Annotated in this window: 20 protein-coding genes; 11 read left to right on the forward strand and 9 right to left on the reverse strand. The window is 72.3% G+C overall.

The features are described from left to right. Nucleotides 1-21 precede the first annotated feature (21 nt). From asnB to GTY84_RS12610, 5 genes are all read right to left on the reverse strand, one after another. Nucleotides 22-1,872, reverse strand: a complete 1,851-nt coding sequence (asnB, locus tag GTY84_RS12590) for an asparagine synthase (glutamine-hydrolyzing) (RefSeq protein WP_161226275.1) — start codon at nt 1,870-1,872, stop codon at nt 22-24. Nucleotides 1,873-1,933: 61 nt separating this feature from the next. Next, nucleotides 1,934-2,185: an acyl carrier protein gene (locus GTY84_RS12595; RefSeq protein WP_161226276.1), complete on the reverse strand. Its 252-nt coding sequence runs from the start codon at nt 2,183-2,185 to the stop codon at nt 1,934-1,936. A gap of 71 nt (nt 2,186-2,256) precedes the next feature. Next, complete coding sequence (locus GTY84_RS12600) at nt 2,257-3,438, reverse strand: beta-ketoacyl synthase N-terminal-like domain-containing protein (protein ID WP_161226277.1); 1,182 nt, start codon at nt 3,436-3,438, stop codon at nt 2,257-2,259. Between the two features lie 16 nt (nt 3,439-3,454). Next, nucleotides 3,455-4,510 (reverse strand): methyltransferase, encoded by a 1,056-nt coding sequence (locus GTY84_RS12605; RefSeq protein ID WP_202550911.1) that lies wholly within the window; start codon nt 4,508-4,510, stop codon nt 3,455-3,457. Nucleotides 4,511-4,566: 56 nt separating this feature from the next. Continuing rightward, complete coding sequence (locus tag GTY84_RS12610; protein WP_161226278.1) at nt 4,567-5,112, reverse strand: class I SAM-dependent methyltransferase; 546 nt, start codon at nt 5,110-5,112, stop codon at nt 4,567-4,569. An 844-nt stretch (nt 5,113-5,956) separates the two neighbouring features. On the opposite strand from GTY84_RS12610, the gene GTY84_RS12615 reads away from it, so the two are divergent. Continuing rightward, complete coding sequence (locus GTY84_RS12615) at nt 5,957-6,457, forward strand: nitroreductase family protein (RefSeq protein WP_237532200.1); 501 nt, start codon at nt 5,957-5,959, stop codon at nt 6,455-6,457. A 363-nt stretch (nt 6,458-6,820) separates the two neighbouring features. Here the strand turns inward: GTY84_RS12615 and GTY84_RS12620 are convergent, their stop codons facing one another. Beyond that, nucleotides 6,821-7,621, reverse strand: a complete 801-nt coding sequence (locus tag GTY84_RS12620) for a DeoR/GlpR family DNA-binding transcription regulator (protein ID WP_161226280.1) — start codon at nt 7,619-7,621, stop codon at nt 6,821-6,823. 140 nt (nt 7,622-7,761) lie between these two features. Here GTY84_RS12620 and GTY84_RS12625 point away from each other — a divergent pair, with 140 nt between their 5' ends. From GTY84_RS12625 to GTY84_RS12670, 10 genes are all read left to right on the forward strand, one after another. Then, nucleotides 7,762-8,658, forward strand: coding sequence for a hypothetical protein (locus GTY84_RS12625; RefSeq protein WP_161226281.1), 897 nt, complete (start codon nt 7,762-7,764; stop codon nt 8,656-8,658). A 35-nt stretch (nt 8,659-8,693) separates the two neighbouring features. After that, the gene (locus GTY84_RS12630) at nt 8,694-9,368 is read left to right on the forward strand and encodes a 4-hydroxythreonine-4-phosphate dehydrogenase (protein WP_161226282.1); all 675 of its coding nucleotides are present in this window, start codon (nt 8,694-8,696) and stop codon (nt 9,366-9,368) included. A 26-nt stretch (nt 9,369-9,394) separates the two neighbouring features. Further along, complete coding sequence (locus GTY84_RS12635; protein WP_161226283.1) at nt 9,395-10,951, forward strand: FGGY family carbohydrate kinase; 1,557 nt, start codon at nt 9,395-9,397, stop codon at nt 10,949-10,951. Between the two features lie 643 nt (nt 10,952-11,594). Continuing rightward, the gene (locus tag GTY84_RS12640) at nt 11,595-12,608 is read left to right on the forward strand and encodes an EamA family transporter (RefSeq protein ID WP_161226284.1); all 1,014 of its coding nucleotides are present in this window, start codon (nt 11,595-11,597) and stop codon (nt 12,606-12,608) included. Between the two features lie 793 nt (nt 12,609-13,401). After that, nucleotides 13,402-15,489, forward strand: a complete 2,088-nt coding sequence (locus GTY84_RS33795) for a molybdopterin-dependent oxidoreductase (RefSeq protein ID WP_161226285.1) — start codon at nt 13,402-13,404, stop codon at nt 15,487-15,489. Next, a complete protein-coding gene (locus GTY84_RS12650; protein ID WP_161226286.1) occupies nt 15,486-16,475 on the forward strand; it encodes an aldo/keto reductase family protein in 990 nt (329 codons plus the stop codon). Before GTY84_RS33795 ends, GTY84_RS12650 begins: the two co-directional genes overlap by 4 nt. Before the next feature lie 39 nt (nt 16,476-16,514). Next, complete coding sequence (locus GTY84_RS12655) at nt 16,515-17,645, forward strand: aminotransferase class I/II-fold pyridoxal phosphate-dependent enzyme (protein ID WP_161226287.1); 1,131 nt, start codon at nt 16,515-16,517, stop codon at nt 17,643-17,645. Next, on the forward strand, nt 17,642-18,574 hold the full coding sequence (locus GTY84_RS12660) for an ornithine cyclodeaminase family protein (RefSeq protein ID WP_161226288.1): 933 nt from the start codon (nt 17,642-17,644) through the stop codon (nt 18,572-18,574). The genes GTY84_RS12655 and GTY84_RS12660 overlap by 4 nt, the downstream gene beginning before the upstream one ends. A gap of 175 nt (nt 18,575-18,749) precedes the next feature. After that, nucleotides 18,750-19,637, forward strand: a complete 888-nt coding sequence (locus GTY84_RS12665) for a neutral zinc metallopeptidase (protein ID WP_161226289.1) — start codon at nt 18,750-18,752, stop codon at nt 19,635-19,637. A 522-nt stretch (nt 19,638-20,159) separates the two neighbouring features. Next, complete coding sequence (locus GTY84_RS12670) at nt 20,160-20,633, forward strand: GNAT family N-acetyltransferase (protein ID WP_161226290.1); 474 nt, start codon at nt 20,160-20,162, stop codon at nt 20,631-20,633. Here the strand turns inward: GTY84_RS12670 and GTY84_RS12675 are convergent. The 3 genes from GTY84_RS12675 to GTY84_RS12685 form a co-directional block, all read right to left on the reverse strand. Then, a complete protein-coding gene (locus GTY84_RS12675) occupies nt 20,596-22,278 on the reverse strand; it encodes a DUF885 domain-containing protein (protein WP_161226291.1) in 1,683 nt (560 codons plus the stop codon). The genes GTY84_RS12670 and GTY84_RS12675 overlap by 38 nt on opposite strands. Before the next feature lie 49 nt (nt 22,279-22,327). After that, entirely contained in the window at nt 22,328-23,590 is a 1,263-nt protein-coding gene (locus GTY84_RS12680) for an amidohydrolase family protein (RefSeq protein WP_345943420.1), read from the reverse strand. A gap of 75 nt (nt 23,591-23,665) precedes the next feature. Beyond that, a complete protein-coding gene (locus GTY84_RS12685) occupies nt 23,666-24,625 on the reverse strand; it encodes an ABC transporter permease (RefSeq protein WP_161226292.1) in 960 nt (319 codons plus the stop codon).

Genomic DNA, 24,625 nt, shown 5'->3' on the forward strand with positions numbered 1-24,625 from the left:
CGGCGGTGGGCCGCGTGCGGGTCACAGGTCGAGGGTGACGTCGTAGGACGAGAGCCAGTCGTTGAGCCACAGGGCGAGTTCGAGGCCGCCGCGGTTGTAGGGCAGGCTGACGTCCCCGGGGTCCGCGGCGGCCACGCGCCGCGCCTTCTTCTGGTCGAGGAGCGGCAGGACGGGGGAGTCCCCGTCGGCCAGGACACCGGCGAGCCGGTGCCGCAGCGCCAGTTCGTAGCCCGGGTCCTGGGTGGCGGGGTACGGCGACTTGACGCGCTGCAGGATGGACGAGGGGAGCAGGTCGGCGACGGCCGCGCGCAGCAGGCTCTTCTCCCGGCCGTCGAAGGACTTCATCGCCCACGGGGTGTTGAAGACGTACTCGACCAGGCGGTGGTCGCAGAACGGCACCCGGACCTCCAGGCCGACGGCCATGCTCATCCTGTCCTTGCGGTCGAGCAGGATCTGGAGGAAGCGGGTGAGGTTGAGATGGGTCATCTCGCGCAGCCGTCGCTCACCGGGATCCTCGCCGGGCAGCACGGGCACGTCGGCGAGGGCTTCCCGGTAGCGGGCCTGACGGTTGCCGGGGAGGTCGAGCTTCTCCTTGAGCCCGCGGTCCAGCAGGGACAGGCCGCTGAAGTAGCGGGCGGAGCCCGAGGTGTGCCAGGGGAAGGTGTCGGCCTCGATGGCGGCGGGGTTGCGGAACCACTGGTAGCCGCCGAACAGCTCGTCGGCCGCCTCGCCCGACAGCGCGACGGTGGACTGCTCGCGAACGGCCTGGAACAGCAGGTAGAGGGAGGGCCACATGTCGCCCCAGTAGGCGGGCGGCAGATCCACGGCTTCGAGGACCGCCGCGCGGACCGCGGGGTCGGACAGCCGCCCGCTGTCGAGGAGGACCTCGGTGTGATCGGCCGAGACGTGCCGCGCCAGCTCCGTGACGAAGGGCGCGTCGCGGGTCTCGCGCACCCCGTCGGCCTCGAACCGCTCGTCTCCGCCCGCGAAGTCGACGGAGAAGGAGTTCACCGGGCCGCCGCCCCCGGCGGCGAGGGCCCGCGCGGCGAGCGCGGTCACCGCCGACGAGTCCAGGCCCCCGGACAGCAGCGTGCACAGCGGCACGTCGGAGACCATCTGCCGGGTGACGGCGTCCTCGAGCAGACCACGCACGGTGGCGATGGTGGTGGCCAGGTCGTCCGTGTGCTCGCGGGCCTCCAGCCGCCAGTACCGGCGCTCGCGGTGGCCGTCCCTGCCGACCCGGACGAGCTGGCCCGGCCGCACCTCGCGCATGCCGTGGAAGACGGTCCGCCCGGGCGTCTTGAGCATGTCCAGCACCTCGCGCAGACCGTCGGCGCCGACGGTCCGGGGGGCGAGCGGATTGGCGAGGATCGCCTTGGGCTCCGAGCCGAACAGCACGCCGTGCGGGGTGGGAAGGTAGTAGAGCGGCTTGACGCCCATCCGGTCGCGCAGGAGGAGGAGTTCCTCGGTGCGCGGATCCCAGACGGCCAGGGCGTACATGCCGTTCAGCCGGTCGGCCATGCCCTCCCCCCACTCCAGATAGGCGCGGAGGACGACCTCGGTGTCGCTGCGGGTGCGGAAGCGGTGCCCGCGGGAGGCGAGTTCGGCACGCAGCTCGCGGAAGTTGTACACCTCCCCGCTGAAGGTCATGGCGGCCAGCACCCGGCCGTCCTCCTCGGCCGTCATGGGCTGCAGGCCGCCCTCGGGGTCGATGACCGCGAGCCGGCGGTGCCCCAGGGCGACGTGCTCGTCGAGCCAGACACCGCCGTCGTCCGGACCGCGGCGGGCCATGGTGGCCGTCATCGCCTCGACGGTCGCCCGTTCCCGGGGCAGGCTGAGCCGGTAGTCCACCCAGCCGGTGATTCCGCACATGGTGATCAGTCCTCTCCACACGGGGTGACCCGCCCGGGACCGGGCGGGCCGGCGGCGGTGCTCATCCGCTCACCCGGTCGTTGACGATCTTGATCAGGTCCCGCGGCGTCGGGGTCCTGCCCAGGACGTCCTCGGGCAGGACCACCCCGCACTGCCGCTCCAGCTTCACCACGGTGTTCAGCAGGGCGAGGGAGTCCAGGCCGAGTTCGGCGAAGGAGGTGTCGAGGTGCTCCTCGTCCAGCGGCACCACCTCCTCGTCGCCGGCGCACGAGGCGAGGATCGCGGCGAGGTCCTTGACGGTGAGTTCGGGCATGGCGCGTCCTTTCCCGGCGCACTCGGCCGGAGGAGGTTCGAAGGGGGGAGGGGCGGGGCCCGCGGACCGGATCACCGCGAGGAGCCCTCGCCGGTCGGGGCACGGAAGACGGCGGCACAGATGTTCCCGCCGAAGCCCAGCCCCACCTGCAGGGTGAGGCCCCCGGTGTGCGCGACCGCCCCCGGGGCGAGCTGGGAATGGGCGTCCCCGGCGGCCGGGACCGGCGCGGGCAGCACACCCTCTTCGTGGGCACGCGCCGTCGTCACCGTGTCCAGCAGCGGCGCGGCACCCATGGAGTGACCGAACATCGGCTTGAAACCGTAGGCGGTGGCCCGCGGGCCGAGACGGCCGAGGGCGGCCAGGTCCGCGTCGTAGCACTCACGGGTCCCGGTGCCGTGGGCGTTGTAGTAGCCGATGTCCGCCGCGCGGACACCGGCCCGCCCCAGGGCGTCGTCGACGGTCGTCAGGATGTGCCGGAAGGACGGCTCGATCGCGACGGGGTGGAAGGCGTCGTTGGCCAGACAGGAGGAGAGCAGCTCCAGATAGGGCTGCGCCTGGCGCGCGGGAGTCAGCACCAGCGCGGCCGCACCCTCACCGAGGACGAACCCGCGGGTGCCCTTCTGGAAGGGACGGCACACCTCGTGCGGGGGACGGTCGTGGATGAGCGGCCCCACCGACGCGCCCAGGCGCATCTCCTCGCCGTCGAAACCCACGTCCGCGCCGGTCACGATGACGTCCGTGGCGTCGCCGCAGGTCAGCAGGCGCTGTGCCAGGGTCAGGGCGTGCAGCCCGGAGGAACAGGCGGCACTGGTGACCACCGAGGGCCCGGTGAACCCGTACTTGATCATCACGAGGGCGGGCGGGGTCGTCCAGGTCTGTTCCACATAGGAACTGCGGGGACTGATCCAGCCCGGGTCGAGGTAGCGGTTGCGGACGAGTTCGAGGTCGGCACGCGTCGTGGCGTGGACGATCGCGACCCGCTCGCCGGGCGTCCAGCCCCGGGCGAGGGCGTCCGTGACCGCCTCGTCCGCCGCGGCGAACGCGGCCCGCACATACCGGGTGTGGCCCACTTCCGGATCGCCGCCCTCGGGCACGCGGGCGAACCAGCACGGGTCGGGAAACCGTCCGCCCAGGCCATGGTGCAGCCGGGCACTGGACTCTCCCGTGGCCAGACCGGACCAGAGTTCCTTCATCCCCCAGCCGTATCCCGACACGGCTCCGATGCCGACGATGCCGGCGGCGGTGAGTTGCATGTCCACTCCTTGGCACTCACTTGTGGGCGACGACGAGGCCGTTGGCCCCGGGGGCCTCCACGACCAGCCCGACGCGTTCGACGGACCGGAAACCCGCCTCGGCCAGCCAGGTCTCGTACTCGCGGCGCGTGCGATTGGCGCCGCCGGCGGTGTGCACCAGCATGTTCAGGCTCATCAGCGCGGCCGTCTGCGGGCCGGTGCCGTCGTCGTCGACGAACGCCTCGGCCACCACCAGCGCCCCGCCCTTCTCCAACGCCCGCAGACAGAGCCCCAGAACAGCGCGGCAGCCCGGCTCGTCCCACATGTGCAGGATGTTGGAGACCAGCATCACGTCGTGGCCGGCGGGCAGCTCACTCGCGGTGAGCAGGTCACCGTCCCGGGTCCCGATCCGGCCGGCGTACCCGTCGCGGGCGATCCGCTCCCGGGCGAGCCCGCACACCGAGGGCAGGTCGTACACGGTCGCCGACAGCCCCGGATTGCTCCGGCACAGCTCCAGGCTGAAATCGCCCTGGCCGCCACCGAGATCGAGCAGCCTCCGGAAACGCGAGAAGTCGTACGACCGGGCCACGGCCTCCGCGGTGAACGCGGAACCCGACGACATGCCCCTCCAGAACAACGGGTCCCGGTCGGCCTCGTCGGCGGCGAACCGCCGCTCCGCCTGCGGAACACGCCCCGCGGTACCGTCCGCGCGCAGCACGTCCGGCAACTCCGCCCAGGACCGGTACTGCTGCTGCTCCACCAGGCGGACGAAGTCCCCGAAGTAGTGGGGACGCCCGGCCACCAGGTACCGCGCGGCGAGCGGGCTGTTGCCGTAGCCCGCGGCGCTGCGCTCGACGAGCCCGAACGAGGCGCACGCGGCCAGCAGCATCCCCGCCGGCCGCTCCCGCAGACCGAGCAGCTCCGCGCACCGGGACACGGAGAGCGGGCCGTGCGCCGCCAGCGCGTCGAAGAGCTCCAGCCGCACGGCCGACGCCAGCACCTGGGAGGCACGGAACCCGTCCAGCAACCGCATCAGCGGCATCGGCGTGGCCCCGGCGGCCGCCTCGCCCCCCGTCTTCCCGGCACTCGGCACCGCGGTGACCACGGCCGGCGCCCCGGCCGGAGCGCCGACCCCACCGATATGGCCGCTCACCGGCTCTGGCCGGGCTTGACGGCGAACAGCTCCTCGCCCTCCTCCCGGGGCCGCCAGCCGCCCAGCAGCTCACGGACCTCCGCCTCCTCGCCGCCCAGCTTCATGTTGCTGACGATCAGCAGCCCACCCGGGCGCAGCGCCCGGGCCAGCACCTCGACCTCGGCGACGCTCACCTCCATGCCGTCGAAGAAGGCGAGGTCGGCCCCACCCGCGGGCAGCTCCGCGAACACGTCGACGGCCTCACCCGTCACACAGCTCACCCGGTCGGCCAGCCCCCGCTCACCGAGATGCTTCTGCGCCAGCTCCGTGTGGACCGGGTCGCGGTCCACGGTGTGCACACGGGCCCCGGCACCGGCCAGGCACGCGGCGGAGTACCCGAGCGAGGTGCCGATCTCCACGGCGGTACGCGCACCGGCGTCGACGGCCCAGGCCGCCAGCCGTGCGCCGTCCCCGAAGGGGTGAGAGCCGCACCCGTGGGCCCGTTGGTGGGCGAGGGTGGCGTCCTTGAGATCCGACAACGGATCCTGCACAGCAGATCGCATGGGAAGACCTTCCGAGGATGGGGATGCGGGCGCCCGCGCGGCGGACATGACGCCTGCGTGCGTTCAGGGGAAAGAAGGCAGAAGGCCGCGGCTGACGCGTCGGCGCCCGGCCGAACACAGACCTCACCTGCCCTGCCACGACCACACAAACACCGTCACCGGCGGGCGGCACATTGAAGCGGCTGGTCAGGCGACACAATCCGGCGCATTGGAGGACGGGACACGGCGAAACCCCAGCTCAGCCGCCCCGCCCCCGCCTCGGCCCCACCGGGTCCGGTGGAAGCGGCGACCGGCCTCCCGGACGAGACCGCCGGACAGACGGCGGACGTCATACGGCGGACGACCGGCCTCCGTCCGCGGCGCCCATGCCCGGAGCACACCGGGCGCGGGCCCCCACCCCGGCAGCCCGCCCCGGTCCGGGGTGCTCCGCGGCAGCCGAGGGCTCCGGGGCCACGGGCACCGGATGCCCCCGGCTCACCCGGGCGGGGGCGGGCCGATCGCTGCCCCGGCCCCCGACCCCCGGCCCCCGCACGCAGCCGTGCCCCGTGCGGCAGCACGCCGCGGGCACTTCCCGGACGGGGCCGGACGGGGACGGACGGTGGACGGCGGACGCGGCCCGGCGGTCCCGCGGACCCTCCGCGGCCGGCCGCCGGGTTCGTCACCGATGATGATCACGTCGCGTCCGTTCGCGCGGGGTTCGCGGACGCCGTGCTCCTCCGGTCCGTTCCAGAGCCGGTCGAGACCACGCGCTCCGGGGGAGAAGCCGTCGGAGCCGGACCGGCCCCGTGTGAAAGGCGGATCGCTGATGGATGCGGCACACCCTCCTGTCTCGGCACTGACGTCCATGAGGGCGAGTCGGTGGTTCACCGCGCAACCGGTCACCGACGAAGAACTGCGCCAGGTGCTGGAGGCCGGGCGCTGGACCGGATCGGCCCGCAACCGGCAGCCCTGGCGCTTCGTGGTGGTACGCAGCCGTGCGGTCCGCCGGGAGCTGTCGGGCCTCGGTTCCTACGCCGGGCACCTGGCGACCGCGCCGGTGGTGGTCGCACTGGGCGTCGACGAGGACGCGGGCGGCGAGGACGCCCAGTTCGACGCAGGCCGCGCCGCACAGAACCTGATGCTCGCCGCCCACCTGCAGGGACTGGGCAGTTGCCCCGCGTCCTTCTTCCCCGCCGTGAACGCCGACCGGGCCGGTCGGCTCTGCGGACTGGAGCACCCCTGGCGGGTGCGCACCGCGATCTCCATGGGCCGCCCGGCCCCGGCACCCGCCGGCAGGTCCGCGATCCCCGCGGGGCGCCTGCCCCTGGCCGAACTCGTCACCGAGATCAGCGATTCGCCGTACTGAGCGCCGGGAGCCCGGCGGCTTCCCGGAGGACGTCCGGCCCGGGTGCCGGTCACGGCCGGGCACCGGCCCGTCCCGCCGCACCGTCGGCGCACCGCCCGGCCCCGCCCGCCCGGCCCCGCCCGCCCGGCCACCGGCCGAGCGTCGCTCCGTCGCCCCGGCCCGGCCGGAACCGGCTGCCCGCCGAGCCCCCCGTACTGACGGGGCGTCAGCACCCGCTCCGGCCTCCGGGGCCCGCCCCCCCCCGGGACCGTCGGCAGACCCGGCCCCGCGGGAGGGCGGCCGGCGGCCGCCCTCCGGTATGACCGGCCGCGTTCGGACCGGAGCCCCGTCCCCCCGGGGCCGGCCGATGACGGACGGCGGACCCTAGGCCTCCGGCCCCGGGCTGAGGATCCTGATCCCGATCTCCTCGAAGGGACGGGTCACCTCCTCGGGCACACCGCCCTCGACGGACAGGTGCGTCAGGGCGCTCGCGGGCGCGACGGTGAACGGCCCGCCGGTGCCGAGCTTGTTCGCGACGGCGAGGCCGACGACCCTGTTGGCCGCGCCCACCATGGCCGCGCGCACCTGCGCCTCGTCGTAGTACGGCGATGTGACGCCCTGGGTGATGTTGAGCCCCCAGATCCCGAGGAAGCAGATGTCGGCGGAGATCCTGCCGTACGTCTCCACCGGGAGGGCCCCGACGGCCACCCGTGAGTGGGGGTCGAGCCGGCCGCCGATGAGGATGGTCTCCCGGACGGACCGGTGCAGCAGTTCGTCGGCGATCGCGGGGCTGTGGGTGATGAAGGTCGCGGGATACCCGGCGGGCAGGGCACGGACCAGGGCGGCCGTGGTGCTGCCGCCGTCGATGATGACGACGTCGTCCTCGGCGACGAGGGCCAGCGCGGCGAGCGCGCTCTGCTTCTTCTCCCCGATTCCGCTGCCCTCGCGTTCCTCGTAGCTCTTCGGGACGTGCGAGGCGAGCACGGCGCCGCCGTGCACACGCTGCAGCGCCCCCGCGTCGGCCAGCTCGTCGAGATCGCGCCGGATGGTGTAGGCGGAGACCTTGAACAGCTCGCCCAGGGCGCCCGCGTGCACCTGCCCGGACCTTTTGAGCATGGCGAGGATGCGTTCGTGCCGCTGGGACTTCAGGAGGGTCTCATCGGTTGCGTTTCCCTGCGTTTCCATGCGGTCACTGTTCCCTTTCGTGCGAGCTCTCGCAAGTCAGTGCGCCCTAAACATTGCCAACATGCCCGTTTAGCCCTACGGTGAGCCGCCATACGCAACCTTGCGAACGAATACGCAACATGCATACAGTGGAGGCAGGCATGGACGCAGCAACACTGTTGACGGCGTTCGCCGGCGGCGCGTTCGGAGCGGCGATCGGTGCGCTGGCGGCATTCATCTTCTGCGGGATCGCTCTGATCGCCGGAATCTCGATCGTCCTCGCGGGCGGCAGCCCCGCGTTTCTGGACGTGGTGGCCAACGGACCCCTGTTCGGCCCCCACGTCGCCTTCGCGGGCGGGGTCGCCGCGGCCGCCTACGCCATGCGCCGCGAACACATCACCGACGGAAAGGACATCGCCTTCTCCCTGGCCGAACTGGGCAGGGCCGGCCCCCTCCTGATCGGAGGACTGTTCGGCCTCGCCGGGCAGACGGTCATGGGGCTGTGGGGCGACACACTGAACCAGTACACCAACGCGACCGCCCTCATCGTCGTCGTCCTGGGCGTGGCGGCCCGTCTGCTCTTCGGCCACCACGGCCTGTTCGGCCATCTGCCACCCGGCACATCCCTGCGTCGGCGCTTCAGACCCACCGCCGACGAGGCGTGGGTCCCGCACCAGTCCCGCATGTCGCAGGCGGCGCTCCTCGGAGTGGTCGCGGGCCTGCCGGCCTCCTACGCCACCCTCGCACTGGCCGAGGCCCGGCCCGAACTGGGCTCGGCCGCCGTCGGACTCGGATTCGCCGTGTCCGCCGTCTCCCTCGGCTTCGCCGCCGTGGGAAAGGGGGTGCCGGTCACCCACCACATGACGCTCACGGCCGCGACCGCGGCACACCTGAGCGGTTCCGTCCTCGTGGGGGCCGCGGTCGGGGGCGCCGCCGGGCTGCTCGGGGAGTTCTGGGCCAGGACGGTCCAGAACCACGGGGACACCCACATCGACCCCCCGGCCGGTGCGATCTGGACCCTGACCAGCGTCGTCCTCGCCGCCCACGCCCTGACCTGATCCCTGTTTCCCGCAACGAGAAGAGAAGACCCACCATGATCACCCAGTTCATGCTCACCAAGCACGACGTCACCATCCCGGACGCGCACGAGGTCTACGCCGCCGTCACCGCTTCGCTCACCGCCGAGGAACTGCCCTACGTCGGCTTCAAGAACGTCGGCCACTCCCTCGCCGACCTCGCGAGGCTGGGCGAACGCATCGTGGCGGACGGGCGCAGGCTGGTGGTCGAGGTCGTCGGCGCCGACCCCGGGTCGGAACGCGAGGCCGCCCGGCTGGCCCTGCGGCTCGGGGCGGACATCATCATCGGGGGCACCCACACCGACGCCGTGCTCGAAGTCATCGAGGGCTCGCCGATCGGCTACTACCCCGCCGTCGGAGACCTCAACAGCCTGCCCGGCAGACTGGGAGGGACCATCGACGAGATCGTCTCCGGCTGCGAGAAGCTCGTCGCCACCGAAGGCGTCACCGGAACCATGCTGCTGGGCTACCGCTACACCGGTGACGTCGACCTCCTGCTCCGGGAGGTCGCATCGGTGCAGGGCCTCCAGGTGGTCAACGCGGGCTCGGTCGACAGCCGGGAACGCATCCGGCGCCTCGCCGACCTGGACTTCTGGGCCTTCACCATCGGCAGTGCCGTGCTCGACTCGGCCCTGCCCGCCGCACCCTCGCTCGCCGCGCAGCTGCGGTGGGCCATCGACACCGCGATCTGACCAGCGAACATGTCAAGGAGGACATGATGGCCGGCTACATCATCGGACTCGACAACGGGACCACCAGCGCCCGGGCCAAGATGTACGACACGACCGGGGTCGTCGTCGCGGCGGCCACCAGCGAGTACGGATGCGAGTACCCGCATCCCGGGTGGGTCGACCAGGACATCCGCCTGCTGGACGAGGCCAACTTCGAGGTCATCCGCCGCGTCGTGGAGACCTCCGGCGTCGATCCGCGGGAGATCCGCTCACTGGGACTGTCCACCCAGCGCGGCCTGCACCTCTACATCGACGCCGACGGCAACATCCTGCGCGACGGCCGGGGACTGTCCTGGCAGGACGCACGGCACACCGCACAACTGGACCAACTGCGCCGGGAGATCGGCGACGAACGTTTCTACGCCATCACCGGCCTGCCGATCAGCGCGTTCTGGCCCATCGGGAAGATCCTCTGGGTGGCGCAGAACGAACCGGACGTGCTGCGGCAGACCAGCAAGATCCTCAGCACCCAGGAGTACTTCCTGCGCCGGCTCAGCGATGTGCCGGACTACGTCGTCGACCACTCCAACGCGTCCCTGTTCGGCCTGATGGACGTCGACAGCTTCGACTGGAGCCGGGAACTGCTGGACCTCGTCGGCATCTCCGCCGACCTGCTCCCGTCGATCGTCCCCTCCGGCCACCGGGTCGGCGCGGTCACCCCCTCCGTGGCCCGGCGCACCGGTCTGCCCGTCGGCCTGCCCGTCTCCACCGGCGGCGGCGACCAGCAGTGCGCGGGGATCGGGGCCGGCGCCATCAGACCGGGCCTGTGCGAGCTGACCTTCGGCACCGCGGGCAACTCCGTCGCCTTCCTCGCCGAGCCGGTCAACGACCCCAACCGGGTCATCACCCGGTCGGTGCACGCCACCCCGTACCGGGCGTGGGAGGCGGAGGGGATCCAGGCCGCCGCGGGAGCCGCCTACCGGTGGTTCCGCGACAACATCGGCTACATGGCCCGCTACATCGAGCCCTTCACCAGGACCGACCCCTACATCGTGATCAACGCCCTCGCCGCGGACTCGCCGGCCGGCGCCAACGGACTGGTCTTCCACCCGTATCTGGCCGGATCGATGACCCCGCACTACGACGAACACGCGCGGGCGGGCTTCCTGGGACTGACCCTCAAGCACACCCTCGGCGACATGGCCCGCGCCGTCCTGGAAGGCGTGGCCTACGAGGCCCGGGAAGTCCTCGACGGCTACGACGGGATGGGCCTGGAACTCAACGAGATCCGTCTCGCCGGCGGCGCCACCAAATCCGAACTCTGGTGCCAGATCCAGGCCGACGTCTACGGCAAACCGACCGCCGTACTGCGCGAGGGCGAGTGCGCCGTGCTGGGGGCGGCGATCCTCGGCGCCGTCGGGGCCGGGGTGTTCGACAACGTCGAGGAAGGCGTGGACGCCACCGTCCACGTCGACCGCGTCTTCCAGCCGGACCCCGCCTGCCACGAGCGGTACACCGAGCTGTGGGACATCTACCGGCAGGCCTACAAGGCCCTGTCCGAGAGCGGTGTGTACCGCGCGCTGTCGGCGGCGCAGACCCGCTGACACCGCGCCGCCCCCGCGCACGGGGCAGGCACCCCCCGGCTCCTCGCGGCAGCCGTCCCCGACCCATTCGCTGCCGGGAGGACGAGAGGCCTCCGTTCGTCACGGGCGTGTGCCCGGACGGGCGGGGGCCTCCCGCCCGTCCGGGCACACGGACACCCGGCGCGCGCGGGGCCGCCGGGGCGAGCGGCCGGGCCGTGCCGGATGCGACGGCTCCCGGTCACGCGCACCGCCGGCGCCGGAACGGGACGGTGCCGGAACCGCCCTCGAATCGTGCGGGAGGGCCGGCGGCGGGCGCGGGCGCCGGAGCCCGGGCCGCCGCGGGACGCCGACCGCGCCGAGGCCGCCGACGGCGGGTGCACGGGCCGCGCCGGTCCCGCCCGCCGGAAAGGCCCGTCCCCGGCGGCGTTCGTGCCCGCGGACGCCATCTCGGCACGGCCTCCTTCCGAGCGGTGAAGAATTCCCCGGCTTGTGCCAGGGCTCCTGCCCATTGCTGGGTAGGGTGATCGCATGCAGCTCTTTTCGACGCCTCCGCCGCCCGCCGTTTGAGGCGGGCAGTCATGCAGAGCCGTTCCGTGCGCCTCGGGACGGCCGTGCGGGTTGCCCACGGACACATCGTGATGGCAATCAATCGAGGAGACCTCAGTTGCAGTCCTCTTCCGCCCCGTCCGTTCGGCGGGGTGTTCTCTACGTCGCGATTGCGGCCACAGCGTGGGGCACGGGTGGTGCAGTGGCCGCCGAGCTGTACGACGTCGGCGGAATCGGCCCCATCTCCGTTTCCTTCTGGCGGTTCCTGACCGGACTCGGGCTACTTCTGATCGCTCATCTGGTGCGACGATCCCGGCGTCCGAAAAAGGCGCTGTCGCTCCGCGCGGCATTCGCGGCGAACCCGTGGCGGGCTCTGATCACGGGCTCCGGACTGGCGGTGTACCAGACGGCCTATTTCGCCTCCGTCCAGCAGGCCGGGCTGACCGTGGCCACGGTGGTGACCCTGGGCTCGGGCCCGGTACTGGTCACCATCGGCGCACGGCTCACACTGGGCGAACGCACCGGCGTCGCCGGAACCGCCGCGGTGGCGAGCGGCGTCGGCGGCCTGGTGCTGCTGATGGGAGGCGCCGACGGGAACACCGGCCCGGCTCCCCTCCTGGGCATCGGATACGCGCTGCTCTCCGCCGCCGGGTACGCGGGCGTGACCCTGCTGGGCCGCTTCTCCGGCAGGGAGAACACCGGTGGCGCGTTCGAGTCCACGGTCACCGGCTTCGCGGTCGGCACGGTCTGCCTCCTGCCGATGGCCCTGCTGGAGGGCCTGCTGCCCGACATGGCGCGACCGGCATGGACCCTGGCCCTGGTTCTCTACCTGGGGGCCGCGCCCACGGCCCTGGCGTACACGTTGTTCTTCGCCGGCCTCGGTGCCGTACGGGCGACCACGGCGTCCGTGGTCGCACTGGTCGAGCCGCTCACCGCCGCGGTCATCGGCATCCTCGTCTTCGACGAGCGGCTCAACGCGGTCGTTCTCACCGGCACGGCCCTGCTGCTGTTCGCGGTTCTCTTCCTCGCCGCCGGCGAGGGGGCCGGCCGGGCGGCTTCCCGCAGGACGTCCGCCCCGGACGCCGACCACGGCCGGCACCGGTCGCATCCGGCCGCACCGGCGAAGGACTGACGCGCCCCCGGACACCACACACATGNCGGGCGGCCGTCTCGACGGCCGCCCGCCACGACAACCGCGGCGGAGAAGGGCGGGCATCGCGCCATCGGCATCCGGCGGGGACGCATCCTCCTACCAGCCGTGTCAAGACCTCTCGTCACGTCAACCTCCCGCAGCGATATGGCTCCTTGAGCAGCCGAGAAGTTAGCGTTCCGCTTGACCATGCCGCTGGTATGGAGACTCGGCATACGTCAGGGGGCGGTGTGGGCCCGGAAGCTCACTTACCCGATCAGAAGACGGACATGGGGATCCCTCCGGTGATTGCCGGGAGATCCTCGCTGCCGGATCGTTCCGTTGGAATCCCGCCCCTCAGACGCCGCCCGTGATCGGCCGGCCCTCCGGAAATCCCGTCGGCGAACCCACGCGCGGTCCACGGCCGGTGATCTCCCGGCACGTCCGGCGGAGCGCCGACGCACCCTCCGATTCCCGCTCACCGCTGAGGAAACTCATCCGTGAACACTGGATCCCCGAGCACCCCGCCAGGAATTCATCCCGATCCGTCCATGGCCGACGGAACGCGTCTCGAACGGTTCGCCCGGTACCGGCTCACAACGCAGCCCGCCCGTGCCGACCGGGACGGGAGGACCCGCATGTCCCGCGGTGAAGCCGCGGGGAGTGCGGCACGGGACGGCCGGCTCACCCCGGCCGGAACCGCGCGGACGACGACGCGGGGCGTCCTTCCGCCCCCGCCGCGCACAGGGCCGCCCGCCCCGCGCACCGCCCCGGGGCCGTCCGGCGGGGAGTGCCCGTGAGCATCGCACAAGTCCCCGGAGCGTGCCCGCTCAACTGCCCGGACGGCTGCAGCTGGCAGGTGACGGTCCAGGACGGTGAGGCCCTCACACTGCGCGGTACCCCGGACCACCCCTACACCAGGGGCACCTTGTGCGTGAAGGTCAACAAGTTCCTGGAGCACACCCGCGCACCTGACCGGCTGCTCCACCCCCTGCGACGCACCGGCCGCAAGGGAGAAGGGCGCTTCGAACGCATCAGCTGGGACACCGCCCTCGGCGAGATCGCGCGGCGGCTGACGGAGACCGTCGAACGTCACGGCGGAGAGGCGATCTGGCCCTATCAGGGGACCGGAACGCTCGGCTATCTCCAGGGGCTTCAGGGGCGGGCCGGCAGCAGGCTCTGGAACGTACTCGGAGCTTCGCGCCACGACATGACGATCTGCTCGGTCGCCGGCCTCACCGGACTCCGGTACACACTCGGCACGAGTACCGGGATCGACCCGGAGAACCTGGTGCACTCCCGGCTGATCCTGCTGTGGGGCAGCAACCCGCTCACGACCCACCACCACTTGTGGAAGGTGATCCAGCGTGCGCGGCGCGAGGGCGCCCGTGTCATCGCCATCGACCCCGTCCGCAGCCGTACGGCGGCCCAGGCCGATGAACACATTGCACCCCTTCCGGGCACGGACGCGGCCCTCGCCCTGGGCCTCATGCACATGGTCCTCCAGGAGAAGGCCGAGGACCGCGAATACCTGGACACCCGCACCGTGGGGTGGGAGGCGTTCCGGAGGAGAGTGCTGGAGTTCACCCCCCGGCGCACGGCACAGGAGACAGGGGTGACGGAGGAAGAGATCATCCGGCTCGGGCGGCGCATCGCCGACACCCGGCCCACCGCCATCCGGGTGTCGCAGGGCATCCAGCGTCACGCCGGGGGCGGCGCAACCCTGCGGGCCCTCGCCTGTCTGCCCGCCGTGACCGGCGACTGGCGGCGTCCCGGCGGCGGTCTGCTCTACACGACCGACGGCTACTTCGGCGGCAACCGCGAGGCCCTCTACAGGGACGACCTGCTGAGCCGTCCCGTTCGGAGCCTGTCCATGACACGGCTGGCCGAAGGACTGCTGGAGACGGACGATCCGCCCGTGGCGGCACTCGTCGTCTACGGGGCCAATCCGCTGGCCAGTTCCCCCCATCAGAACCGGATCCGCCGGGGCCTTGCCCGGGAAGACCTGTTCACGGTGGTCATGGACCACTTCCAGACCGACACCGCCGACTACGCGGACATCGTGCTGCCCGCCACCATGCAGCCCGAGCACCTGGATCTGCACGACGGCTACGGCCACCTGTACATCACCTGGAACGAACCGGCGGTCGCCCCGCCGGGGGAGTGCCTGTCCACCACCGAGACCTTCCGGCGCCTGGCCCGGGCCATGGAGCTGACGGAACCGGCGCTGTACGCCAGCGACGAGGAACTGGCGAGCGAACTCCTCGACTCCCGGCACCCCTCCCTGGCCGGCATCACCATGGACGCGCTGCGCGACAGAGGATGGGCACGGCTCTCCTATCCGGAACGGCATGTGCCCTTCGCGAACGGATTCCCCACCCCCAGCGGGAAGCTCGAATTCCTCTCGGAGACCGCCCGGGCGGACGGCTTCGACGCGATGGCCGGCTACGTCCCGGCGGCCGAGACGCACGACACCCGACTCGCGCGGTCGTTCCCCTTCGTCCTTCTCTCCGTGGCGAACCACTTCTTCCTCAACACCGTCTTCGGGAACAAGCCGGCGCTGCGCCGCCGGGCCGGCCCGCCGTATGTCGTGCTGCACCCGAAGGACGCCGCGGCGAACGGCCTCGCGAGCGGTGACCGTGTCCAGGTGGCCAACAGCCGAGGCGCCTTCGAAGCCCTGGCCACGATCGACGATGCCGTACGCCCGGGCGTCGCCATGACGACCAAAGGCCACTGGCCCAAGCTGACCGACGGCTCCGGCCCGAACGCCACCGTCGACGAGCGGGACGCGGACATGGGCGGCGGAGCGGTCTACCACGACAACCGTGTGCGGATAACACCACTGCCTCCACGCGGGGGCGACAGCAGTGAGGACTGCGGATGAAATTCAGGCAACTGGGTCGCAGCGGGCTCCAGGTCAGCGAGATCGCCTACGGCAACTGGCTCACGCACGGCGCCCAGATCGACGACGACCAGGCCGTCCGGTGCGTCCACGCGGCGCTGGACGCCGGAATCACCACGTTCGACACCGCCGACGTCTACGCGGGCACAGCCGCCGAGGCCGTGCTCGGCAAGGCACTGAAGGGCCAACACCGCGAATCCCTGGTGATATCCACCAAGGTGTTCTTCCCGACCGGTCCCGGGCCGAACGACGGCGGCCTGTCCCGCAAACACATCACCGAGGCCGTCAACGGCTCACTGAAGCGGCTCGGCACCGACTACGTCGACCTGTACCAGGCACATCGCTTCGACCACCGGACACCGCTGGAAGAGACCCTCAGGACCTTCGACGACCTCGTCCGGCAGGGCAAGGTCCTCTACATCGGCGTCTCGGAGTGGACCGCGGACCAGATCGCACAGGCCGTCAAACTCGCCGGCCAACTGGGACTGGACCGGTTCGTGTCCAACCAGCCCCAGTACTCGATGCTCTGGCGTGTCATCGAAGAGGAGATCGTGCCCCTGTGCGAACAGGAGGGGCTCGGCCAGATCGTCTGGTCGCCCCTCGCCCAGGGCGTGCTCACCGGCAAGTACCGGCCCGGGCACCCCCCGCCCGCCGGATCACGGGCCGCGGACGAGGTCGGTTCCGGCTGGGTGAAGACCTTCCTGCGGGACGAGGTGCTGGAGAGGGTGCGGCAACTCGCCCCCATCGCCCGGGAACTGGGCCTGAGCCAGGCACAGCTCGCACTCGCCTGGACACTGCAGAACCCGAACGTCGCCGCGGCCATCGTGGGAGCCTCACGGCCGGAGCAGATCGGCGAAAGCGCGAAGGCCGCAGGCCTCCGCATCGAGCCGGCCCTGATGCGCCGCATCGACTCCGTCCTCGGCCCGGTCGTCGAGCGTGACCCGGCCAAGGTGGACAGCGCCGAGTAACCCCGCCGCCCGCATTCCACCCGACCCCTGAGGACATCCATGACCTTCACCCCGTTCGAACTGCTGGAATGGCAGGGGAGACTGGGAGCCACGGCCACACACAGCCTGGCCGACAGCGGCTGCCGGCCGATCCGGCTGCGCGACCTCGTGGACAGCGAACAGTCCCTGAACCGGCTCCTCGACAGTGAGCTGAGCTATCCCCCGACCTGCGGCACCACCCGGTTGCGCGCTCTGATAGCGCAGTGGCACGCCGGGAGCGCGGACCACGCCTCGGAGGTCATCGTCACGGCCGGGGCGGCAGAGGCCAACACGGTCGCCGTCGAGACCCTCATCCGGCCCGGGGACCATGTGGTGACGATGTCACCCGGCTACCGTCAGGTCTGGGGCGCCGCCCGCAACCAGGGCGCCGTCGTCGAGGAATTCCCACTGGACCCGCAGCGCGGCTGGCGCCCCGACATCCCCGCGCTGGCGGACATGGTCCGACCGGACACCCGAGCCATCTCGGTGACGAACCCCAACAACCCGGCGGGCATCATCCTCACCGATGAGGAGATGGACGCCATCGTCTCCATCGCGGACCGCGTGGGTGCATGGATCCTCTCCGACGAAGTGCACCGTGGCACCGAACTCCGCACCGAGGCGGTCAGTCCCACATTCCGGGGGCGTTACGACCGGGCCGTGTGCGTCGGCAGTCTCTCCAAGGCATTCGGCATGCCGGGTCTGCGCCTCGGCTGGCTGATCACGCCGCCCGTCCTCGCACCGCGGCTTCGGCAACGGCACGAATACACCACTGTCTCCGCCGCCGGCCCGGCCATGGCCCTTGCGGAACTGGCACTCGCCCCCGCCACCCGCACCCGGCTGCTGGACCGCTACCGCGGCTTTCTCCGCGAGAGCTGGACCCACATGCACCAGTGGGTCGCCTCCCATGACCAACTGCTCTCGGTCGTACCGCCCCAGGCGACCTCCCTGGCCTTCGTCCGCTACCACCTCGACGAGCTGACCAGCACCGAAGTCGCCGAGGCACTGCACGCCCGCGGCGGCGTGCTGGTCGCTCCCGGCGCCCACTTCGGCACCGAGCACCATCTGCGGTTCACCTACGGCCAGGAACCGGCCCACCTGCTCGCAGCCCTGGAGAAGACCTCGCACATTCTGAAGGAACTGAGTGCGTGAACCCCGCAGCCCTGCCGCTGATCGACGCCGAGGAACTGGCGCGCCGCCTGCCCGTGCCACGAGCCGTACAGGCAGTGGAGCAAGCCCTGCGCGCAGGGCTGGACCCCGAAGCGGACATCCCCCGCACCGTGCTCGACGTCGACGCGGGCCAACTGCTGCTGATGCCCTCCACGACGCCCTCCTCCACCGGAGTGAAGATCGCCGGAGTCGCACCCCGCAACCCCGCCCGGGGGCAGCCACGCGTCATCGCCTCCTATCTCCTGATGGACGCGGCCATCCTCCGCCCGACCGCCCTGATCGACGGCACCGCCCTGACCCTGCTGCGCACTCCCGCGGTTTCCGCCGTGGCCGTGGACCATCTGGCGGTGCCCGACGCCGTACGGCTCGTCGTCTTCGGGGCGGGCCCCCAAGCATGGGGCCACGTGGAGGCGATCCGGGCCGTGCGCCCCGTTCTCTCGGTCGGTGTGATCACGCGACGGCCGGAGCGGGCGGCGGATCTGGTCGAGCACTGCCGGAAGAGCGGCCTGCACGCGGATACGGCCTCCTTGGATGCCCTCGCGAACGCCGACATCGTGGCCTGCTGCACGACTTCGCGCACCCCCCTGTTCACCGCCGCGGACATCGCACCCCACGCGGTGGTGGTGGCCGTCGGCTCCCATGAGCCGACGGCCCGGGAGGTGGGCACCGACCTCGTCGCCCGGGCCACGGTGGTCGTCGAAGCGCGCACCGCCGCGCTGAGGGAGGCGGGCGACATCCTGATCCCGTTGCGCTCCGGCGACATCGGAACCGAGGCGATCGCGGGCAACCTGTCCGAACTCGTCCGCGGAGCGGTGGACGTCACGCCCTTGAGGCCGAAGCTCTTCAAGAGCGTGGGCATGTCGTGGCAGGACCTGGTGATAGCCACCGCCGCGGTCAACGGCTCCTCATGAGCGGCCCCATGGCCCGGCCCCACGCCCGGTGAGCCACCGCCGGGCGGCCCGCTGTCCGAGGAGGGACCGGCGAGCGAAGCCGGTACCCCGGTCCCCACCGCCCGGTCCTCGCGACCGGTCCGCGGCACCGGGCAGAATGGGGGGCGATCACCAACCTCCAGGAGACGGACGACCCATGGAATTCCGCGACGACGTGGATCTTGATGCCTCCCAGGTCGACGACCGCGGCAGCAGCGGCGGCGGCGGCATACCCGGCGGCGGGCTCACCATCGGCGGCGGCCTCGTCGGCGTCGTCGTCCTGGTCGTCGCACTGTTCCTGGGCGTCGACCCGGCCGGTCTCCTGAACGGCGGCGGCTCGGACTCCACCGCCTCGCAGCCGGGCGAGAACCTGAACGAGAAGTGCCGGAAGGGCAGCGACGCCAACCAGTCGGAGAAGTGCCGCGTGGTGGGCGTCGTCAACAGCATCCAGAGCTACTGGCAGGGCGCTCTTCCCGAGCACTTCCAGCAGACCTACGGCAAGGCCGGGACCACGCTGGTGTCCGGCACCTGGAGCACCGGATGCGGCCGGGCCACCTCCGCCATGGGCCCGTTCTACTGCCCGGCCGACCGCGGCGTCTATCTCGACCTCGGCTTCTTCCGGGAACTGGAGGACCGCTTCGGCGCCAAGGGCGGCCCCTTCGCGCAGGCGTACGTCATCGGCCACGAGTACGGGCACCACGTGCAGAACCTGCTGGGCACCATGAACCGCGCCGGCCGGGACCGCACGGGAGCCGACAGCGGCTCGGTCCGGCTGGAGCTCCAGGCCGACTGCTACGCCGGGGCCTGGGCCAAGAACGCCGTCACCACCGGCTTCTTCGAGGCACCGTTCACCGACTCCGACATCCGCGAGGGACTCGACGCCGCGGAGGCCATCGGCGACGACCGCATCCAGGAACGCACCCAGGGCCGCGTCGACCCGGAGAGCTGGACCCACGGCAGCTCGCGGCAGCGGGTCCACTGGTTCACCACCGGGTACACCACGGGCTCCCCGGCCCGCTGCGACACCTTCACCGGCGCCGTCTGACCGCGCCACCGGGCCCCGGCCGGTTCCCCCGGGAGTGACGCGCTCCCCGGCGACCAGCAGCAGCCCGCACCCGGGCCCCCGGCCGGCGGCGCCGTGCGCACCGGAGCCCTGAAGGGCATGACAAGCAGCCCGTGCTGATTCACGCCGGAGTTCTCGCTCCGCGGCACCGGCCAGGTGCCACGCTCCGCGCCGTGCCGCCTGCCGGGCACCGGGCCGGTCGCGGCGTTCTCAGGACAGTGCGCACGACGGCCGGGGACAGGCCTGAGGCTCCACCGCTGCCGTGGCCCGCCGGTCTGGGCGCGCGGCTGCGGGGGGTCCCCCTCAGGGCTGTCGTGGCGGTCGGGGAACAGGCTGCCGCTGAGCGGGACGACGCGCACTTCGCCTTCCTGTCCTGAAGGGACGAGCGGCGGTGACGGCGCCGGGCGGGATGCGGGCCCGCCCGTCGTAACGGGCGGCGGCGCGGGCCCGCCCGTTCAGGGCATGTAATGGGTGAATGTGGTGAACGCTCCTATACTCCGTTGGATGCGGCCCATGACGATCAGACGTGCCCTCGCGCACGACGCGCAGCACCTCACCTCGCTGATCCAGCGGTCCGGCGCCTATCGGGGGCAGTACGCCCCGATCATCGCGGGGTACCGGGTCACAGCGGAGTACATAGCCCGGCATCAGGTCTTCGTGGCCGTCGGCTCATCCGGCCGGGTACTCGGCTTCTACTCCCTCGTTCTGGACCCGCCGGAGCTGGACCTGGCGTTCGTCGCGGACGAGGCGCAGGGGCTGGGCGTCGGCCGGCGCCTGATCGGGCACATGGTCGGCCGGGCCGGTGAGGCGGGGGTGACCGGCGTGCGCGTGGTGGCCCATCCACCGGCGGAGGACTTCTATCTGCGCATGGGCGCGCAGCGGGTGGGGACGGTCGCCCCCTCGCCCCCGAAGGTCGCCTGGGAGCGACCGGACCTGCGGTTCACCATTCCGGCGGGGCGGGGGGCCGCGCTTCGGTGAGGAAGGTGTCGTGCAGGGTCCGGCGCAGCGGGTCGAGTCCCATGGGGCCGAGGCCGAGCGCGGTCATGTGGAAGGCCTTGAGGTCGAACGCCGGGCCGAGGCGGTGCTGTGCCTGGGCCCGGATCTGCTGCCACAGCCGGGCTCCGGCCTTGAACGCCAGCGCCTGTCCGGGCCACCCGAGGTAGCGGTCCACCTCGAAGGAGGCCGTCGCGGGGTGCACCCCGGCCGCCCTGTGCAGGAACCCGGCGGCCGTCTCCGGGGTCCACCGGCCGGCCGGCACCACTCCGTTGCCGGCGGGGACCGGGAGGTCCAGGTGGAGTCCGATGTCGATGACGATCCGGGCCGCGCGCCAGATCTGCGCGTAGATCATGCCGAGCCGTTCGGCGGGGTCGTCGAGCAGGCCCAGTTCGGCGGAGAGCTGTTCGGCGTAGTGCGCCCAGCCCTCGGCGTATCCGTGGACCTGGCACAGGGAACGCTGCCAGGGGTGGAGATCCTCCAGCCCCAGGGTCACGGCGAACTGGAGATGGTGGCCCGGCAGCCCCTCGTGGTGCACCGTGCTCACCTCCCGCCAGGTGGATACGTACCGCTCCCCGGGAGGGGTCGTCCACCAGACCCGTCCCGGCCGGGCGGACGCGGGGTCCGGGGGCGCGTAGTACATGACGCCCGCGCCGGTGCTGTCCAGCCGGGCCTCGGCGCGGCGCAGGGACGGCGGCAGGTCGAAGTGCGGGCCGTCGAGGGCGTCCGTGAGCGCGTCCAGCCGCGTCTGCAGCCAGTCGCGCAGGGGTTCGCCCGCGGGGATCTGCCGGGCGGGGTCGCGGTCCAGCACGTCGAGGGCGTCGCCGAGGGTGGTCTCCCCGGTGATGTCGGCCGCCAGGTCGTGTGCCTCGCGGCCGAGCCGGGCGAGCTCCGCCCACCCGTAGGCGTACAGCTCGTCCGGGTCGGTCCGGGCGCCGAGGAAGGAGCTGGAGGTGACGGCGTACAGAGCGGCTCCGGCGCCGGTCGCCGTGGTGGCGCCGGGCAGTCCGGTTCTCAGGAAGCGGGCGAAGCCGGACATGGCCTCGCTCGCCTCCTCGGCCGCCCGGGACGCGGCGGTGGGGACGGGGCGGCCGGCGGCCGCGGACCGGACCAGGTTCCGGTAGGAGTCGGTTCCGTGCGGGTCGACCCAGGATTCGCACTGTTCCGCCAGGAGCAGCGCCTGCCGCCGGGAGACGCGGTGGCCCGCGCGCTGGGCCGAGGAGAGTGTGCGGCCGTACTGGGACAGTGCCTCCGGGACCCTTCGCAGATGCGCGGTGATGGTCTCGGGGTCGGACGGGAGGTCGTCGAAGACCTGGCGCAGCTGGTGGACGGGGGTGGCGAGGGGGGCCAGCAGCGTGGTGGTGAAGCCGGCTTCGTACAGGGCGTTCTCGCTGTCCAGCCGTTCGCCCAGGGCGGCGGCCAGGGCGCGGTCGGAGGGGGTGTCCGCCGGGGTGTGCGGCAGTTCCCGGCCGGTTCGGCGGGCCAGGGCGGCGCGTTCGGCGAAGGCCTCCGGGGAGAGGTCGGGGATGAGGTTGACATCCGTGTGGCCCAGCGCTGCGGCGGCCTCCGGGTCCAGGGGGGCGAGTGCGCGCAGGTGGGCGTCCGCGAGGCGGCGTACGGGTGTGGTCACGGGGCTTCCTCGGTCGGGGGGCGGGTGCGGGGGCGGGGGCCTGCGGGGCTCAGGGGGAGTGCCGGAGGGTGCCGAGGTCGTCGCGGTGGACGACGCCGGCCTTGAGGACCGTGTGCAGTCCGCGCAGTGCGGTGATGTCCCGGGAGGGGTCGGCACGGGTGATCACGAGGTCGGCGCGCCGTCCGGTCCGGAGGGTGCCGAGGGTGTCCGCGGCTCCGAGCCAGTGGGCCGGGTCCGCGGTGGCGGAGCGCAGGGCCCGGGCCGGGGTCAGGCCCGCGTCGACGAGGAACTCGAGTTCGCGGACGGTGGCCGTGGTCTCGTCGAAGGGCGCGTGGGGCGGCATGTCGCTGCCTGCCATGAGGGGCACCTTGGAGGCCAGGGCGTGGCGCAGGCTCTCCCAGTGGCGCGGTCCGGCCTCCAGGGCGCGGTCGATGAGCCAGGAGGGCGTGTTGTTGCGGACGAGGAAGTCCTCGCAGCGGCTGACGGAGATGGTGGGGACGTACCAGACTCCCCGGGCGGCCATGAGGTCGGTGACCTCGCGGGTGAGCCGGTAGCCGTGTTCGACGCAGTCGAGGCCCAGTTCCACGGCGCGGGCGACGGTTTCGGCGGGGCCGGCGTGGGCGGTCACCTTGCGGTTCCACTGGTGGGCGGTGCTGATGACCGCGTCGAGTTCCTCGTCGGTCAGCTGAGGGGTGTCGACGGTGGCGTGGGAGCTCGCGATGCCGCCGGAGACGCAGACCTTGATCAGGTCGGCGCCGGCGCGCAGTTGGCGGCGGGTGGCCCGGCGGAAGCCGTCGGCGCCGTCGGCCTCCAGTCCGTCGAGGTCGTGGCCGTGGCCGCCGGTGCAGCACAGGGCCTGTCCGGCCGTGTAGATGGTGGGGCCGTCGGCGGCCCCGGCGTCGATGGCCCGGCGCAGGGCCATGTCGGTGAAGGAGGGTTCGCCGACGAGGCGGACGGTGGTCACCCCGGCGTGCAGGGTGCGGCGCGCGGAGTCCGCCATGAGCAGGGCGATGTCGGCCGGTTCGGCGCGTCCCATGGCGTCGGCCAGCGGGCCGGGCAGGGTGAGGCCGAGGTGGACGTGGCTGTTGACCAGTCCGGGCAGCACGGTCTGGCCGCCGAGGTCGGTCACGGGTGTGCCGGGGGACCGCTCGTGTGCCTGGGCGACCACGTCGTCGGACGGCCCGGTGGCGCGGATCGTCCCGTCGGACCCGATCCACAGTCCCTGGTCGTGCTGGGAGGTGTCGCCGGTGCCGGTGAACAGGGTGGCGCCGGCCAGAACACGCTCGCGGGCAGTGCGGAAGGGGGGGAGCACCGCGGGGCCTCCTTGGGGTTCGGGCGGATGGGACGGCGGTCGGACGGGGCGGACGCCCGCGTGCGGACCGTGGTTTCAGGAGACGCGGACCCGCGCGTCCAGGAGGGCGTAGAGGAAGTCCACGACGATGTTGACCACGACGACGGCCGCTGCGACGAAGACGACCACCCCGATGATGACGGGCCGGTCCTGTGTGGTCACGCTGGTCACCACGAGGCGGCCGATGCCCATCAGGCCGAAGACCTGCTCGGTGACGACGGCGCCGCCGAACATGGTGCCGAGGTCCACGCCGAGCTGGGAGACCAGCGGGGTGAGCGAACTGCGCAGCCCGTGCACGTAGGTGATGCGGGACTCGCGCAGGCCCTTGGCCCGGGCGGTGCGGATGTAGTCCTCGCCGAGCACGTCGAGCATCTGGCCGCGGGTCAGGCGCGCGTAGACCGCGGCGGTGATGAACGCCAGTGTCAGCCACGGCAGCAGCAGGTGCCAGGCCCAGCCGGGCGGGTCCTCGGCGAAGGGCACGTAGCCGCCGGCCGGTACCAGGGACAGGCCCGCCTTGCTGGGCAGGAAGAACAGCAGGTACAGCGCGAGCATGCCCAGGACGAAGGTCGGGAACGACAGTCCGACCATGGTGATGACGGAACCGGCGCGGTCCCGCAGTGATCCGGGGCGGCGGGCCGACATGATGCCGACGGGGATGCCGATCAGCAGCCACAGGACGACGGCCCCGCCCATCAGGGAGAGCGTCACCGGAAGATGGGCCAGGATGACGTTCAGGACGGGCTGCTGGTTGCGGTAGGAGTAGCCGAGGTCGCCCGTCACCAGGTTGCCGAGGAAGCGGACGTACTGCTCGTACAGGGGGCGGTCGAGCCCGAGGCTGCGGGTGACCTGGGCGAGGACTTCGGGGGAGGCCTGGTCGCCGGCGATGGACCGGGCGGGGTCGCCGGGGGCGAGGTAGAAGAGGAAGAAGACGGCGAGGCTGATCACCCAGAGCACGCCGAGGCCGTGGAGTACTCGGGTCAGGAGGTGTCTGGCCAT

It is taken from the genome of Streptomyces sp. SID8352 (genome assembly GCF_009862265.1).
Lineage (GTDB): Bacteria > Actinomycetota > Actinomycetes > Streptomycetales > Streptomycetaceae > Streptomyces.

Bases quoted from the DNA above. Each gene is read 5' to 3' on its own strand.
- GTY84_RS12595 (WP_161226276.1), bottom strand. From the start codon at position 2,185: ATGCCCGAACTCACCGTCAAGGACCTCGCCGCGATCCTCGCCTCGTGC.
- GTY84_RS12600 (WP_161226277.1), bottom strand. From the start codon at position 3,438: ATGCAACTCACCGCCGCCGGCATCGTCGGCATCGGAGCCGTGTCGGGA.
- GTY84_RS12610 (WP_161226278.1), bottom strand. From the start codon at position 5,112: ATGCGATCTGCTGTGCAGGATCCGTTGTCGGATCTCAAGGACGCCACC.
- GTY84_RS12685 (WP_161226292.1), bottom strand. From the start codon at position 24,625: ATGGCCAGACACCTCCTGACCCGAGTACTCCACGGCCTCGGCGTGCTC.
- GTY84_RS12620 (WP_161226280.1), bottom strand. From the start codon at position 7,621: ATGGAAACGCAGGGAAACGCAACCGATGAGACCCTCCTGAAGTCCCAG.
- GTY84_RS12665 (WP_161226289.1), top strand. From the start codon at position 18,750: ATGGAATTCCGCGACGACGTGGATCTTGATGCCTCCCAGGTCGACGAC.
- GTY84_RS12625 (WP_161226281.1), top strand. From the start codon at position 7,762: ATGGACGCAGCAACACTGTTGACGGCGTTCGCCGGCGGCGCGTTCGGA.
- GTY84_RS12630 (WP_161226282.1), top strand. From the start codon at position 8,694: ATGATCACCCAGTTCATGCTCACCAAGCACGACGTCACCATCCCGGAC.
- GTY84_RS12615 (WP_237532200.1), top strand. From the start codon at position 5,957: ATGAGGGCGAGTCGGTGGTTCACCGCGCAACCGGTCACCGACGAAGAA.
- asnB (WP_161226275.1), bottom strand. From the start codon at position 1,872: ATGTGCGGAATCACCGGCTGGGTGGACTACCGGCTCAGCCTGCCCCGG.
- GTY84_RS12635 (WP_161226283.1), top strand. From the start codon at position 9,395: ATGGCCGGCTACATCATCGGACTCGACAACGGGACCACCAGCGCCCGG.
- GTY84_RS12655 (WP_161226287.1), top strand. From the start codon at position 16,515: ATGACCTTCACCCCGTTCGAACTGCTGGAATGGCAGGGGAGACTGGGA.
- GTY84_RS12670 (WP_161226290.1), top strand. From the start codon at position 20,160: ATGCGGCCCATGACGATCAGACGTGCCCTCGCGCACGACGCGCAGCAC.
- GTY84_RS12650 (WP_161226286.1), top strand. From the start codon at position 15,486: ATGAAATTCAGGCAACTGGGTCGCAGCGGGCTCCAGGTCAGCGAGATC.